Genomic DNA, 14,957 nt, shown 5'->3' on the forward strand with positions numbered 1-14,957 from the left:
CGTAGGCGAGTATTACCTCCTGTCGTACAAGAGCGGGTCGGGCGAAGCGAGTCTTGACAAGTTCGGCGAAGACGGCTCGTACAGCAATGTGTGGCAGCAGAACTGGGCGACGGGGTGGACGACGCTCGCTCCGTTCGAGCTGTACGGTAAGTGTTATCTGCTGTCCTACCAGGCGGAGACGGGAACTGCGGAGCTGAGCAGGTTTGATTTCGACGCTGAGGCGGCGTCCGGTCGGCCGGTGCCGTCTATGACGGCGAAGGGGATTTACGAAACGCTGAAATAGAGGCGAGGGTGTCGCGGTGACACGGCAAGATGGTCACCATGAGTAAGCATTCACGGCCTGTGCGTTTCTGTTGATCGCGGTGCGTGATCGTTCAGAGGTGTGCAACGGTACGACCGGCTCCGGAACGTCAGGCGGTGAATGCTTACCGCGGCAGACGATCAGGGACGTTGACGGACGCTTGCGGATGGTCGGGCCTGGTCAGCGGCGTCATGAGCCCAGCGAGAGCGGGTCCTCGGCTTGCCTGAGAAGCGGAAGGTCGGCAGTTCGACCCTGCCCCTGGCCACCAGCATTGAACAGCCAAAACGCCCCGAAGCGAGAAACGTTCCGGGGTGTTTTCGTGTTTGCGGCGGCAACGTCGCCACCTTCGCTGGCAGGCTGATATTCGTGTGGTTACTTCCCTGGCCTGTGGCGAAAGATCCTGATCACGGCACGGTGTTGCCCAGGGTGCTTCGGACCGTTCGTGCCGTCGACACGGCCATGATGATCGAGTTGTTGCGAGAGACCTCAGGTTCCGCCAAGCCGCAGGCCACCGAGCTTCTGGCCGCTCACCTTGCTCCGGGAGGAACGCACTATGTGATCCCTTGGCCACGTAGGCCGTGGGATGTGCCCGTCGAAGGCTGTGTCTCTGCGGCCGTGGTGCTCAGGATGAACGACGGTGCGCTCATCAAGAGCGGACTCCACAGGTCTGTGCCCATGACGCGGTTCCAGCAGCTTCCCAAGACGCTGTCACGGTGGGAGGAGTATCGGACAGCGCGACGTGCGAAGGGCATTGGGCGGGACTTTCATCGGTGGTCCCGTGATCACCGGCACGACCACAGCTGCGAGCACCCGCGCTGCGTTGAAGAACGTGCAGGCCACTGCTCCTGCTTCACGTTCATGGAAGATATGCGGACAGCGCGTGACCGGCCCGCCGGATTGGAACGTGGTTCGGCGCAGGAGGCCGTAAGGATCTTGATGGCCATGGGGTTCATGGAGATCCGAGCCGACAGCCACCTCGTGAAGCGCGCGCTGGCTGCCGGGGAGACGGACACGGCCCTGAGACATCTGGAGCACATGCGCATGATCGCGGACGTGTGTCACAACCTTCCGCAGGACTTGTTCCCCAAGAGGCGCAAGATCCGTGAGCGGAAGGCGATCGAGAGCCTCCGATTCCACCTGCGGGAACTTGATCCGGACGATCGTGCTGCTCAGTGGGTCGTGGGGCAACTGGAAGCTCAGGGATTCGACTACGTTCGTGTTCTCCGGGATCGGACCAAATGGAAGCACGCACAGTGACGGCGTGCTGCACCAGCCGGGAAGCGGTTGGCTGTCCGAGGGCGTTGCCCGGTTTGCGCAGGGCGGCATAAGTGGTCGGACTGCGGAGCTGAGCCACCGCCCGAAACCGGCAGCCGTCAACCGTGCACAGAGCTGAACGACTGAGGCGTCACCCTCGGAGGGCGGCGCCTCAGCTCGTTTCCAAGGTTCCTTGCTCAGGCCATGACGGCATCCCTACGCCATCGCCGGGCTTCGCCGTTACAAGCGCCCCGTCATCGCGAGGATCGCTCCGCGTCCGCAGACTCGAGGGCCATCGTGGCGAGGTGGCGGCCGATGCCGTAGGTGTCGGTGTCCTGCACGTTGCTGAGCACGACTACCTCGATGTCGTCATCGGGCAGGTACATGTTCATCGCCGCGTAGCCCTGGAGAAGTCCGTGGTGATACCGGAGCCGGTGCCCGTGGAGCCGGTCGACGGCCCAGCCGAAGGCGTACGCGGTCGACGGCAGGGTGAGACAGCCGTTCGGGGGACACGGGAACTGTGGCGTGAACGCCTGCTTGACGGTGGCGGGCGGCGCGACCAGATCCGCGCCGAACGACCGGTCCCAGCGGGCGATGTCGTCCACGGTGGAGTAGATGCCGGTCGCGGAGAACGCCTGGGAGCCGTTGGTGGGCGGGGCCGGTGATCCGACCGTGAAGTAGCCCTTCGCGTACCCGGCGGGCGGATTGCCCCGGCTGTAGCCGGTGTGCCGGAGGTGGAGCGGGCCGGTGATCTCTTCATGCAGTACGGTGCCGTACGGCTGGTGCGTCACCGCCTGGATGATCGCCCCGGCCAGGACGTAGCCGCCGTTGCTGTACTTCCAGTTGGTCCCGGGCTTGAAGTCCAGCGGCCTGTGCACGAACCGCTGGATGAGCGCCCGGGTCGTGGTCGGCTGCGAGAGCTCGGCATAGAAGCCCGGCAGATCCTGGATGTTGACGATTCCGGACGTGTGCGTGAGGATCTGGCGGATCGTGACGGGCCGCCACGCCTGCGGGCAGGTCTCGATGTATGCCGGGATGAGATGCGGGCAGATCGGGTCGTCCAGGCCGAGCAACCCGCGGTCGCGCAGCTTCAGCATGAGCATCGAGGTGAACTGCTTGGTGACCGAGGCGATGCGGTAGACGGTGTCGGGCCGGTTGGGGATGTGCCTCTCCTCGTCGGCCGCGCCGGCAGCGGTACGCAGCAGCACCTGCCCATGCCGTACCACCAGCACCGAGCCGGTGAACTGCTCCTTCCGGGCCAGGTCCCGGACGTACTCCCGCATCGCCGCGGCGGTCCGATCGCCTCGCGGTGCCGGCACGGTGGCCAGCGGATCCGGATTCTGAGGTGCTCGGCTTGTGGCGGCGGATGCGGCGATGGCAGGAGCGCCCGCAGGCATGACCCCACCAGTCAGCGCGGCACCGACCGCAAGAACCCAGGCGATATTAGGAAATTTGGACATCTTATCCCCCGGAACGTATCAAAGTCCCGAAATATGGGCGTTTCTCCGAAGCGGGTGATTGTCGGTAGAGAGCGCCAGGTGGACTATTTTCGGTGGGTTGGTTTCCGTGCGCTGGAGCCGCAAACGGCGGTCGAAGTCTTTTTCCTTATGCATGTCCCTTCGCTCAGGCGGCGATGGTGCTGTGGCGGTTCGAGCGGTACCACGTCACGCCAAGTGCCGTGGTGACGGCCGAGGATGGGGGAGGCGCATCAACCGTTCGGTGGATTTTCGGGTCAGCAGCATTCGCCGGAGAGCATGGCCGGCAGATCGATTCGGTCCGGGGGCGGGAAAACGATGCTTGAGCCATGGCAGTCATCGAAGTCACAGACCTCCGCAAGAAGTACGCGGACCTGACGGTTCTGGATGGGGTGTCGTTCTCCGTGGAGGAGGGCGAGATCTTCGGCATCCTCGGTCCGAACGGCACCGGGAAGACCACCACCGTGGAGTGTGTGGAGGGGCTGAGGCGCGCCGACAGCGGGTCGATCAAGGTGCTCGGGCTCGACCCGGTCCAGGACGGGCCCCGGGTGCGTGAGCAGATCGGGGTGCAGCTCCAGGACACGCAGCTCCCCGAGAACATCAAGGTGTGGGAGGCGCTCGACCTGTACGCCTCCTTCTACGCCGAACCGCGCGACTGGCGGGAGCTGCTGGAGGAGTGGGGGCTGGCGGACAAGCGCAGCGGCCGGTTCGGGAAGTTGTCGGGTGGGCAGAAGCAGCGGTTGTTCATCGCGCTGGCTCTGGTGGGCAATCCGCGGGTGGCGTTCCTCGACGAGCTGACCACGGGGCTCGACCCGCAGGCTCGCCGTACCACCTGGGAGCTGATCAAGCGGGTCCGGGCGAGTGGCGTGACGGTGGTGCTGGTCAGCCACTTCATGGACGAGGTGGAGGAGCTCTGCGACCGCGTGGCCGTCTTCGACCGCGGCCGGGTGGTCGCGCTCGACACCCCGGCCGGGCTGGTCGACGGGATCGACGCCGAGCACCAGATGCGGTTCACGCTGATGGCGGGGGACATGGTCGAGCTGGGTGGGCTGCCCGGGGTGACCGGCGTGAACAGGACGGGGGATCGGGTGGTCGTCACGGGCAGGGGCGACTTCGCCACGGCGGTCACCGCGCAGCTCGCCCGTCACCACGTCCTGGTCAGCGATCTGCGCATCGACAAACGCACCCTTGACGATGCGTTCGTCGCGCTGACCGGCCGTTCGTTCGACGGGCCCTGACGTCCGTCTCCCGGAGGTCCGCCCCTCACCGCCGGCGTCCAGGCCGACGAAGGTCCTGGCTGATGGACCCGCCGACGACCGAACGTCTCATCCACCAACGGAGGAAGATCATGACCAAGCTCGCCATAGTCGAACTGAAGTTGCTGACCCGCGAACCCGGAGCGATGTTCTCGCTGCTCATCCCGCTGTTCATCATGGTCGTCTTCGGAAGCTCGATCGGCCCGGGCGACACCGTGCTCCTGCCGATGGCGCTGGCGATCGCCGTAGGGCTCGTGGGCCTGTACATGCTGCCCACCACCATGGCCACCTACCGCGAGCGCGGCATCCTGCGCAGGCTCTCCATCACACCGGTACGTCCGGTCAACATGCTGGTGGTCCAGTTGCTCCTGCAGCTCGTCCTCGCGCTGACCGCATGCGCCCTGCTGGTGACGGTCGCCGGCACCGTGCTGAAAGCCCACCTGCCCGCCCAGGTGCTGCCCGGCGTGTTGGTCTTCCTGCTCGGTACTGCGGCCATGTTCGCCATCGGCCTGCTCATCGCGGCCCTGGCCAAGAACGGCCGGAGCGCCAACGGGATCGGGGTCCTGCTGTACTTCCCGATGGCCTACCTCGCCGGACTCATGCAGCCCGCGGAGCAGATGCCCGCATTCGTGGCCCGCATCGGGGAGTTCACCCCTCTGGGAGCGTTCCGGCAGAGCCTGCGGGACGTCTGGGAAGGCGGCGCTCCCAGCCCGCTGCTGCTCGCCGTGATGGCCGCGTACGCTGTGGTCATCAGCATGGCCGCGGCCAAGTTCTTCCGCTGGGAGTAGTGAGGTATGACCGGGCGGCTCGACCGATGGGAGCGGCTGCTGGAGCGCCAGATGGCGGCCGCACCGTATGTCCTGCTCGGGACCTCCACAGTGCTCTCCCTGCTGACCGGCGAGACGGGCGGCAGGCCGTGGGTCATGCTCGCCCTGGCCGCGCTCGCGGCCGTCTGGATCTGGCTGGTGCCCCGCGGCGCGGCGTACGTGGCCGGGCTGGTGGTGCTGATCGGAGCGCTCTGTACGCAGGGGCTGTGGTTCGCGAGCTTCTTTGGTTTCGCCGGATATCTCCACTCGTGGCAGTACCTGAAAGGGAAATGGCGGTTCGCCGGGGTGACCGCCACAGCGGCGATCAGCGTCGCGACCTACAACGGCGGCCTGCCCGACCCCACCCCGACCGGGATCCTCGCCTTCCTGTTCTTCACCACCGCCATCGTGGCCCTGGTCGGCCTGTTCAGCTTCGTCGGCGAGATCACCGCCGAGCGGAGCGCCGAGCGCAAGCGGATGGTGGCGCAGCTCGAAGCGACCATGAAGGAGAACGCCGGACTGCACGCCCAGTTGCTGGTCCAGGCCCGCGAGGCAGGCGTTTTCGACGAACGGCAGCGCATGGCGGCGGAGATCCACGACACGCTCGCCCAGGGCCTCACCGGCATCATCACCCAGCTCCAGGCGGCGCACCGGACCGAGGAGTGGCGGCGACACGTGGACAACGCGATCCGGCTGGCGCGGGAGAGCCTGGCCGAGGCCCGGCGCTCCGTGCACGCGGTGGGGCCGGGGCAGCTGGAGGCGGCGCCGCTGCCCGACGCGCTGGCGGAGGTCGTCGCTCAGTGGGGGGAGCTCAATGGGGTACGTGCGGATCTGACCATCACTGGTACGGTCCGTCCCATGCATCCGGAGGTCGAGGAGACGCTGCTCCGCACCGCGCAGGAGGCCCTCGCCAACGCGGCCAAGCACGCCGGCGCGTCCCGGGTCGGGCTGACCCTGTCGTACATGGAGGATGTGGTCACCCTGGACGTGCGTGACGACGGCGCCGGGTTCGACCCCGAGCGGGTCAGCGACGGCGGCGGCTTCGGCCTGACCTCGATGCGGAAGCGGGTGAGTCGGGTGGCGGGCACGCTGGAGATCGAGTCCGAGCCCGGCTTCGGCACCGCGATCTCCGCGAGCGTCCCGGCGGTGGCCCGTGGCTGAGGCCCCGATCCGGCTGCTGATCGCCGACGATCACCCCATCGTCCGTGACGGCATCCGCGGCATGTTCGCCGGCGACCCCGACTTCGAGGTGCTCGGCGAGGCCGGGGACGGTGCCCAGGCCGTCGAGCTCGCGCGGGCGCTGGACCCCGACGTGATCCTCATGGACCTCCGCATGCCCAGGATGGACGGCGTCTCGGCCATCAAGGAGCTCGCCAGGCTGGGCATCGCGGCCCGCGTCCTCGTGCTCACCACCTACGACACCGACCGGGACGTCCTGCCCGCCATCGAGGCCGGAGCCACCGGCTACCTCCTCAAGGACACCGGCCGCGACGAGCTCGTCCGCGCGGTCCGTACGGCGGCGCGGGGCGAGGCCGTGCTCTCCCCGTCGGTCGCCACCAGGCTCCTCGGCCAGGTCCGCGCGCCCGCCGACCCGCTGAGCGCCCGGGAGCTGGAGGTCCTCCAGCTCATCGCCGACGGCGCCACCAACCGCGAGGTCGCCACGCGCCTGTTCATCAGCGAGGCCACGGTGAAGAGCCACGTGCTGCACATCTACACGAAGCTCGGCGTCAACGACCGCGCGGCCGCCGTGGCCGTCGCCTTCCGCCGCGGCCTGCTCACCCTCGAGAACGGCTGACAAAAGTCCGTTCGTGAGAGAGCGCTCTCTTGACAATGGGCGTGATGTTGCCGGATTGTTTCCGTAAAGCGACAGCCGTGGATCGGATGAGGTAATCAGTATGGTCCGCACCCCCCATTTCAGAGTGTTATTCACCGTCGGCGCCGTTCTCGTCGCGCTGCTCGCCCCTCTGGTGGGCACCGCCGGCGCCGCCCCCGCCCCCGGGCCGCTGGTCTGGTCCGACGAGTTCAACGGAGCCGCGGGCAGTGCCGTCGACCAGTCGAAGTGGCGCTTCGACATCGGCGGCAGCGGCTGGGGCAACAACGAGCAGCAGTACTACACCGACAGCACCCGCAACGCCGCCATGGACGGCGCCGGCAACCTCGTGATCACCGCCCGCCGCGAGAACCCGGCCAACTACCAGTGCCACTACGGCACCTGCCAGTACACCTCCGCCCGCCTGCTCACCGCCGCCACCTTCACCAGGGCGTACGGGCGGTTCGAGGCGCGCATGAAACTGCCCCGCGGCCAGGGCATCTGGCCGGCCTTCTGGATGCTCGGCGACAACATCGGGCCGGTCGGCTGGCCCGGCAGCGGCGAGATCGACATCATGGAGAACATCGGCCGCGAGCCCAGCACCGTCCACGGCACCATCCACGGCCCCGGTTACTCCGGCTCCGGAGGCATCGGCGCCCCGTACTCGATCGGCGGCGTCTTCGCCGACGCGTTCCACACCTTCGCCGTCGACTGGTCCCCGAACCTGATCATCTGGTACGTCGACGGCGTCGAATACCAGCGCCGGACGCCGGCCGACCTCGGCGGCAACCGATGGGTCTTCGACCACCCGTTCTTCATGATCATGAACGTGGCGGTCGGCGGCTACTGGCCCGGCTACCCCGACGGCACCACGACCTTCCCGCAGACGATGTCCGTCGACTACGTCCGCGTCTACGCCCCGCCCACCAGCGGCTCCGGCGGCCGGATCACCGGTATCGGTAGCAAGTGCGTCGACGTGGCCGGCGCCGCCACCGCCAACGGCACCGCCGTCCAGCTGTACGACTGCAACAACACGGCCGCCCAGAGCTGGACGTGGAACGCCGACGGCTCGGTACGCGCGCTCGGCAAATGCATGGACATCACCGACGGCGCCACGGCCAACGGCGCGAAGGTGCAGCTGTACGACTGCAACGGCACCGGCGCCCAGCGCTGGACCTACGACTCCGGCACCGGCCGGATCGTCAACCCCCAGTCCGGCAGGTGCCTAGACGCGACCGGCGCCAGCTCGGCCAACGGCACCCGGCTGCAGATCTGGGACTGCGCGGGCAGCGCCAACCAGAAGTGGACCCGCTCCTAGGGTAAAGGGCTTCTCCCGTCCAGGGAGGAGCCCTTTATAAATGCCGGAATTGATGAGAACGCGCTCTCTCAACAGGCGCGCTAGGCGAAGATGCCGGTCACTCCCTAGTCTGGTCCTCCCCGGGAGGACGGAGGGAGCCGGTGGAGCTCCGGGAGATCGAGATCTTTCTGACGCTGGCCGAGGAGCTGCATTTCGGCCGGGCCGCCGAGCGGATGTACCTGTCCCAGTCGCGCGTGAGCCAGACCATCCGCGCCATGGAGACGCGCGTGGGCGGCCGGCTGTTCGAGCGCTCCTCCCGCCGCGTGCGGCTGACCCCGCTGGGCGAGCGGCTGCGCGACCGGCTGCGGCCGGGGTTCGAGCAGATCCACCTGGCCCTGGCCGAGGCCCGGGAGATCGCGTCGGGGATCACCGGCGTGCTGCGGGTCAGCCTGCTCAACTTCGCCGCGGGCGGCCCGGCGTTCTCGGAGATCGTACGGGCGTTCACCACGGCCCATCCGGGCTGCGAGGTCGTGGTGTACGAGGCGTTCCCCGGCGAGGCGCTGGGCCGGCTGCGCCGCGCCGAGCTGGACGTCGTCGCCCACTGGCTGCCGATCCGCCGCCCGGACCTGGTCGTCGGCCCCGTCCTCATGCGTGACGATCGCGCGCTGGTGGTGCGGGCCGGGCATCCGCTGGCCGAACGCGGCCACGCCACCGCCGAGGACCTCGGCGACCACCACGTGATCGACGCCGAGGGAATGGTCCCGGCCGAGACGCTGGAGGCGCTCTACCCGCCGCTGACCCCGGCGGGGCGCCCGATCGGCCGCCGCCACCGGGAGGGCCGGATGATCGAGGTGCTGTCGCTGGTGGCCCGAGGCGAGATCGTCCATCCGACGGTGGCCTCGCTGTCCGACTACTACACCCATCCCGGGGTGTCGGTGATCCCGCTGCGCGGGCTGCCGCCGTTGGAGAGCGCGCTGGTGTGGGCGGCCGAGCGGGAGACGGCGGCGGTCCGCGCGTTCGCCGAGGTGGCCGGGCGGCTCGGCGGGGCCTCCAGCGCCTGGCCGGCCACGGGCTCGCCGAGCTGAAACACCAGCCAGATCCGCGTACGGTCACGCAGCACCGCCGGCTCGGCCAGCGGGTCGCCGTCCACCACGACCAGGTCGGCGAGCTTGCCGGGTTCGACGGTGCCCAGGCGCTCGTCCAGCCCGAGGGCGCGGGCCGCCGTGGCGGTCGCCGCGACCAGCGTCTCGGCGGGGCTCATGCCGTGCCGGACCATGCGTACGACCTCGACGGCGGCGTCGGAGAACGGCTGCCAGTCGTGGCCGAGCGCGATCGGCACGCCGGCCGCGCGGGCCGCGGCGAGCGTACGGGCGGCCTCGACCAGGTTGTGCTCGGCGAGCTCCGCCAACGGCGGCGTCCACGCCGCATGAGCTCCTCCCTCAGAGAGACCCTCGGAGAGGCCCGCGACGCCGTAGTAGCACGACAGCGTCGGCACGAGGATCTGCCCGGCCGCGGCCATCATGTCCAGCAGGTCAGGCCGCCGGTGGAGGTACATGCCGTGCTCGACGGTGTCCACGCCGTGCCTGATCGACAACTCCGTGCCGGGCGGGCCCTCCGCGTGCGCCGCCACCCGGTACCCGAGCCGGTGCGCCTCGTCCACCAGCGCGGCCATCTCCTCCTCGGTCACCTGCGCGGGCCGCGGGTCCTCCAGCTCGACCGAGCGCGCCCCGGTGGACATGATCTTGATGAAGTCGGCGCCCCGCCGCACCTGCTCGCGCACGGCCTTGCGCACCTCGTCCGGCCCGTCCGCCTCCCGGTACATCCCGTCGAAGAACCGGCCGCCGGGCGCGGTGGCCGACACGATCCGGCCGCAGGTCAGCAGCCGCGGCCCGCGGAAGGCCCCGTACCGCATCGCCTGCCTCGCCGTGACGACCGCGTCGCCGTACGAGCCGACGTCGCGCAGCGTCGTGAACCCCATCCGCAACGTCTCCCGCAACCGCGCGGCCAGGAAGTGCGCGGTCACGTCCGGCCACAGCGGCTCGGCCCCCTCGGCGGGCGCGGACGGCGTCGCGAACACGTGCGCGTGGGCGTCGATCAAGCCGGGCAGGACGGTACGGCCCGCCACGTCGACGACCTCCGCCCCGTCCGGCACACCGTCGCCGGCCCGCCCGACCAGCCTGACCACGCCGTCCTCGACGAGGATCCCGGCGGCCGGCCGGACGGGGCCGCCGGTCCCGTCGAACAGCCGGGCGTTGGTCAACCAGAGACGGCCGGGGCGGCAAGGGGGATCTGAGAGTCTCATGCCCTTCATCGTTCGCCGATGCCCGCGCCGGAACAACGGCGGACCGCTCACCCCATCGATGAGCCAGACTCATCGCTGGCATGCGGAGATAGCCTTTGTCCGCCTCCTGCGCGGCTGCCCACAATGACCGGCATGAACAGAATCAACTACTGGGCCGTAGGGGCCGCGGCGGTGGCGACGCTCGTCGCGAGCTCCGTCTACTACATGGTTTTCGGCGGGGTGTGGGCGTCGCTGCGCGGCGTGGCCACCGCCGCGCCGCAGCCCTGGGAGCTCACGGGGCAGCTCGGGAGGAACCTCATCGAGGTGCTGGTCATGGCCGTGCTGTTGAGCCGGTTCCAGATCCGCACGCGGCGCGAGGCCGTGGGGTTCGGGCTGCTGGTGTGGCTCGGGTTCCAGGCCATGATGATCGCCGGTTCCGTCCTGCATGAGTCGTACCCGGTGGGGCTGTACGTCCTGCATGTCGGCGATGCCCTCATGACCACCCTCCTGGTGGTGTTCATCCTCTCCACCTGGCGCCCCGCGACCTCCTGAGATCCGGGGCCGCAGAAGCGGCCCCGGATCGCGCTGTCACCGGGTCGTGCAGACGGACCCGTTGAGGGTGAAGACGGCGGGCAGGACGTTCGGGCCGGAGTAGTTGCCGACGAAGCCGACCGTGGCGGTGGCCCCCGTGGCGAGCGCGCCGTTGCCCGCCTCGTTGACGACCTTCACGTCCGGCCCGGTCTGCGTCCAGACGCCGCCCCAGCCGCTGCCCAGGCTCTGCCACGACCTGGGCCAGCCGAAGTTCAGGGTCCAGCCGCTGACCGGGGCGCCGTTGTTGGTGATGTCGATGGCGCCGACGTAGCCGCTGGCCCAGTCGGTCGTGACGGTCAGCCGTACCGAGCAGGAGCTGGTGGCGGGCGTGCCGGTCGTGAACGTCAGCGGTGGGGAGGCCCACGACAGGCCGCCGCCGCTGTCACGGGCGATCACGTTGATCGTGTAGCGGGTGCCCGGCTTGAGGTTGTTCACGGTGAACGAGGTGCCGGAGGTCTCGCCGAGCTGCTCGCTGACGGCTCCGTGCTGGCGGTGGAGCTCGTACTTGGCGATGGGGCGCGAGCCGGGGGCGGCGCCGGACCAGGAGATCGTGGCGGTCGTGTCCGTCACCTGCGTGGCCGCCGGCTGGCCGGGGGCGCCGGGGAGGCCGGTCTGCGGGGACGCGGGGTGCAGGACGAGGGTGGTCAGGGAGAGCGGCGGCAGCGTCTGGGCGGCCGCGGTCCCGCCGGTCGAGGTGGTGATGGCGGTGGCGCCGTTGGTGTGGGTCAGCACGGTCGGCGCGCCGGCCGCCGGGGTGTAGCCGGAGTAGTCGATCGCGACGGGGTACGACGTGTCGTTCGAGGTGTTGATCAGCATGACCGCCAGATCCCCGTTGGGCCGGCGGGCGGCGTGCGCGACGACCTTGGCCTGGTCGGTCGCGGCGCGGACGAACTGGTCGCCCGGCCGGGCGAACTTGCTCACCATCTGGAGCGCGTAATAGGGGGCGAAGGGCGTGTTGAGCGCCGGCTCGCAGACGCTGTTGTCGGAGGTGCAGGTGCCGCTCGACAGCAGGCCGAAGTCGCCGTAGTCGGTGTGCCCCTCGACCTGGGTGACGGTGCCGATCCCGTTGTGGACGTTCCACCAGTCGACCGTGAACACCCCGTTCGCCAGCAGCGTCGCGTACGCGTCGGCGGCGGCCAGCGCGCCGGGCTGGGTGTTGGTGCCGTTGCTGCTGGACCCGGTGTTGAACTCGGTCATCGCGATGCCGATCCGTTCCGAGCCGGGCCCCACGTACTTGGCGATCTGCTGGCGGGTGAGCTGGATCATGTCGGTCACGTGGCCGGCCCTGTCGAGGGCACCGGGGTACCAGTGCAGGATCACGAAGTCGATCTTCGATCCGGCGTTCGCGAGGACGACCTTGTTCCAGGTGCCGCTGTCGCCGTCGGCGGTGATGGCGTCGGGCCAGTTGGCGGCCGTGGTCAGCACCGCGCCGATCTTGATGGTGGGGTCGACCGCCTTCATCGCGTCCGCGTAGGCCACGACGTTGCGGGCGTATTCGGCCGGGCTCTTGTCGGCATGGTCGTCGGCCTCCCAGGCGGAGCCGTAGTGGCCGTTGCCGTAGTTCTCGTTGCCGATCTCCCAGTACTTGATGCCGTAGCCCTTGGTGACGTTGGCCTGGCGGACCCAGGCCGCGGCCTCCTCGGCGGTGCCGGTGCCGTAGTTGGCGGTCACCATGGCCTGCGCCCCGGTACGGCGGACGCCGCGCATGAACGTGTCGAAGTCGGTGTCGGGCGCCACGTAGCCGCCGGGGGCGGTGTGGGTGGCCCAGTGGTAGATGTCGGAGTACGACCCGCCGGGATAGCGCAGCATCTTCACGCCGGCGTCCTTGAGCCGGTCGGCGGTGTCGTCGGTCCCGAGATTGGTGTCCCAGATCGCATGGTTGGAGCCGATGCCGGTTCCGGGGACGGTGGCGAGAGCGGCACGCGCGTTGACGGTCACCGCTACCGGGGTGACGTCGTCGGCGTGGGCCGCGGGGGCGTTGAGGGCGGTCAGCGTCAGCAGGAGGGCGGACGCGGCTCGTAACAGCGGTGTGGGCATCGGCGTTCCTCGCCATGGATAGCGGAATTCACTCGACGCCTCCTCCTGACCAGGAGGCATCATGATCATGAGGTGCGCCGCCTCGCCCGTCAAACACCGTTGAAACTTTCATGGGGGCCGATCGTGGATCTCTTGCTCGTACGGCTGCGGGAGGCCGGGTTCGACGCCGTGTCCGCGGAGGCGGCCGGCGGGGGAGTGGTGGCGCTGGCCGGCCTGGCGACCCTGCGCGACGGCTCGCGCGTGTTCGCGAAGACCCTGCGCACCCCCGTGCCCGGCCTGTTCGAGGTGGAGGCCGATGGGCTGCGGGCGCTGCGCGAGCTGGGCGGCGTCACCACGCCCGAGGTGCTGGCGGCCACCCCCGGCCTGCTCGTGCTCGAACCCCTGCCACCGCGCCGCGACGGCGACGAGCGCTTCTGGGAGGACCTGGCCCGCACCCTCGCCACCCTCCACACCACCACCGCGGCCGACAGGTTCGGCTGGCACCGGGACGGCTGGCTGGGGCGGCTGCGCCAGGACAACACCTGGGACGCCGACGGCCACGCGTTCTTCGCCGAGCGCAGGATCCTGCGCTGGCTGCCGGAGCCGCTGGTGGCGGCCGCGTTCGGCGGCGAGGAGCGGCGGGCGCTCGAACGCCTGTGCGCCGCCCTGCCCGACCTGCTCCCGCCACGGCCGCCGGTGCTGACGCACGGCGACCTGTGGCGCGAGAACATCCTGTCCGGCCGCGCGGGCGGCCCGGCGCTGATCGACCCGGCCGTCTCCTACAGCTGGGCCGAGGCCGACCTCAGCATGCTCTGGTGCTCGCCGCGCCCGCCCGCCTCGGACCGCTTCTTCGAGGTGTACGCGGACGCGGCGCACCTGGCCGACGGCTGGCGGGACCGCATGCGGGTGTTCCACCTGCGCGAGCTGCTGAGCAGCCTCGCCCACGACGACAACCCGAGGGAGTCCGCCGAGGCCGTACGGGAGATCATCAGGCCCTTCGCCTAGTTGTACTTGTACAGCCTGGTGGCGACCCGCTTGTTGTGGTCGAAGAGCGAGGCGCGGTACATGCTGACGGCGAGGTCCCCGTGCTCGGCCTTGCCGCAGGTGTTCACCCCGGCCAGCTGGTGGATCTCGAAACGAGCGGTCGGGTCGCCGGCGATGAAGTACTCGGCGCGGGCCTGGTACTGGTCGGCGCTCGTGTCACAGGCGAACACGACCGTGTTCCGCTCGTTGAAGCACAGGGTGGAGGCGCCCTTCGTGGAGGTGCACACCTTGGACCGGGACCGCGCGGCGGCCGTCGTGACCCGCGTCTCCCGCTTGATCGGATATTTCGTGATATTGCGGACGGTCTTCCATCGCCCGAACCGCACCCGGTGGTTGCCCTCGTAAACCACCGCCCGGAACGTCACGATCTTCCCGATCTCTCGGTTACCCCGGACCTCGCCCTTACGCCCCAGGTTGTGGATGACGTACTTGGTGCCCAGGTAACCGTTGAGGTAGTACTCCACGGTGGCGTGGAGCTCGTCGTTCGCCGTGTCCTCGATCGTGATGCCCGGACGGTCGCTCCCGTCCGGCCCCACGCAGGCCTCCGCGCCCTTGATCCGGACGCACTCGGGCTCCGCCGCGACGGCGGCGGCGGCGGGCGTGGACACGGCCACCGCCGGAACGGGCGGCCGGGGCTCCGCCTGGGGCGCGGGCTCCGTCTTCGCCGCCGCCCCGTCAGCACTGAACACGGTGGCCGCCACCGCGACCGCCGCTATGAATGTACGACCTAACGCCACTCGAACCTCACCAGCCTTACGAGTCACACGCGCTTTGTCTGGGTGTGACGCGAAAGGTGGGGGAAAGGTTCCGATGCGGGAACGTTCAG

The 14,957-nt window shown here is 69.4% G+C and carries 13 protein-coding genes and 1 pseudogene; 10 read left to right on the forward strand and 4 right to left on the reverse strand.

Annotated elements, in window-relative coordinates; genetic code table 11:
- Both AB0J87_RS58725 and AB0J87_RS58730 read left to right on the forward strand, forming a co-directional pair.
- Positions 1 to 283: hypothetical protein (locus AB0J87_RS58725; RefSeq protein ID WP_363983898.1), on the forward strand; the 283-nt coding region annotated here is incomplete at its 5' end.
- Between the two features lie 237 nt (positions 284 to 520).
- A complete protein-coding gene (locus AB0J87_RS58730) occupies positions 521 to 1,558 on the forward strand; it encodes a hypothetical protein (RefSeq protein WP_363983900.1) in 1,038 nt (345 codons plus the stop codon).
- Between the two features lie 251 nt (positions 1,559 to 1,809).
- Here the strand turns inward: AB0J87_RS58730 and AB0J87_RS58735 are convergent, their stop codons facing one another.
- Positions 1,810 to 2,874 carry a serine hydrolase domain-containing protein gene (locus AB0J87_RS58735; protein WP_363983902.1) on the reverse strand — a complete coding sequence of 355 codons (1,065 nt, stop codon included), beginning with the start codon at positions 2,872 to 2,874 and terminating at the stop codon, positions 1,810 to 1,812.
- A gap of 485 nt (positions 2,875 to 3,359) precedes the next feature.
- On the opposite strand from AB0J87_RS58735, the gene AB0J87_RS58740 reads away from it, so the two are divergent.
- The 6 genes from AB0J87_RS58740 to AB0J87_RS58765 all read left to right on the forward strand — a co-directional run bounded on the left by AB0J87_RS58740 (position 3,360) and on the right by AB0J87_RS58765 (position 9,284).
- Positions 3,360 to 4,268: an ABC transporter ATP-binding protein gene (locus AB0J87_RS58740; RefSeq protein WP_363983904.1), complete on the forward strand. Its 909-nt coding sequence runs from the start codon at positions 3,360 to 3,362 to the stop codon at positions 4,266 to 4,268.
- Positions 4,269 to 4,378: 110 nt separating this feature from the next.
- Positions 4,379 to 5,074 (forward strand): ABC transporter permease, encoded by a 696-nt coding sequence (locus tag AB0J87_RS58745; RefSeq protein ID WP_363983906.1) that lies wholly within the window; start codon positions 4,379 to 4,381, stop codon positions 5,072 to 5,074.
- Between the two features lie 6 nt (positions 5,075 to 5,080).
- Entirely contained in the window at positions 5,081 to 6,253 is a 1,173-nt protein-coding gene (locus AB0J87_RS58750; protein ID WP_363983908.1) for a sensor histidine kinase, read from the forward strand.
- On the forward strand, positions 6,246 to 6,887 hold the full coding sequence (locus AB0J87_RS58755) for a response regulator transcription factor (RefSeq protein ID WP_363983910.1): 642 nt from the start codon (positions 6,246 to 6,248) through the stop codon (positions 6,885 to 6,887). Before AB0J87_RS58750 ends, AB0J87_RS58755 begins: the two co-directional genes overlap by 8 nt.
- Before the next feature lie 124 nt (positions 6,888 to 7,011).
- Complete coding sequence (locus AB0J87_RS58760; protein WP_363983912.1) at positions 7,012 to 8,220, forward strand: RICIN domain-containing protein; 1,209 nt, start codon at positions 7,012 to 7,014, stop codon at positions 8,218 to 8,220.
- A gap of 140 nt (positions 8,221 to 8,360) precedes the next feature.
- The gene (locus AB0J87_RS58765; RefSeq protein ID WP_363983914.1) at positions 8,361 to 9,284 is read left to right on the forward strand and encodes a LysR family transcriptional regulator; all 924 of its coding nucleotides are present in this window, start codon (positions 8,361 to 8,363) and stop codon (positions 9,282 to 9,284) included.
- A gap of 11 nt (positions 9,285 to 9,295) precedes the next feature.
- Here the strand turns inward: AB0J87_RS58765 and AB0J87_RS58770 are convergent.
- A pseudogene (locus AB0J87_RS58770) lies at positions 9,296 to 10,510 on the reverse strand (amidohydrolase family protein); the annotation flags it as partial.
- A 123-nt stretch (positions 10,511 to 10,633) separates the two neighbouring features.
- Between AB0J87_RS58770 and AB0J87_RS58775 the strand changes: the two are divergent.
- Entirely contained in the window at positions 10,634 to 11,032 is a 399-nt protein-coding gene (locus tag AB0J87_RS58775) for a DUF1761 domain-containing protein (RefSeq protein ID WP_363983916.1), read from the forward strand.
- 36 nt (positions 11,033 to 11,068) lie between these two features.
- Here AB0J87_RS58775 and AB0J87_RS58780 read toward each other — a convergent pair whose 3' ends face one another.
- Positions 11,069 to 13,108, reverse strand: coding sequence for a cellulose binding domain-containing protein (locus AB0J87_RS58780; RefSeq protein ID WP_363983918.1), 2,040 nt, complete (start codon positions 13,106 to 13,108; stop codon positions 11,069 to 11,071).
- A gap of 123 nt (positions 13,109 to 13,231) precedes the next feature.
- On the opposite strand from AB0J87_RS58780, the gene AB0J87_RS58785 reads away from it, so the two are divergent.
- Positions 13,232 to 14,092, forward strand: coding sequence for a fructosamine kinase family protein (locus AB0J87_RS58785; RefSeq protein ID WP_363983920.1), 861 nt, complete (start codon positions 13,232 to 13,234; stop codon positions 14,090 to 14,092).
- Here AB0J87_RS58785 and AB0J87_RS58790 read toward each other — a convergent pair.
- Positions 14,089 to 14,820, reverse strand: a complete 732-nt coding sequence (locus AB0J87_RS58790) for a hypothetical protein (protein WP_363983922.1) — start codon at positions 14,818 to 14,820, stop codon at positions 14,089 to 14,091. The two genes, AB0J87_RS58785 and AB0J87_RS58790, sit on opposite strands and share 4 nt — an antisense overlap.
- Positions 14,821 to 14,957: the final 137 nt, after the last annotated feature.

The sequence above is a fragment of the Nonomuraea sp. NPDC049625 genome, from assembly GCF_040675285.1.
In the GTDB taxonomy this organism is placed as follows: Bacteria; Actinomycetota; Actinomycetes; order Streptosporangiales; family Streptosporangiaceae; genus Nonomuraea; species Nonomuraea angiospora_A.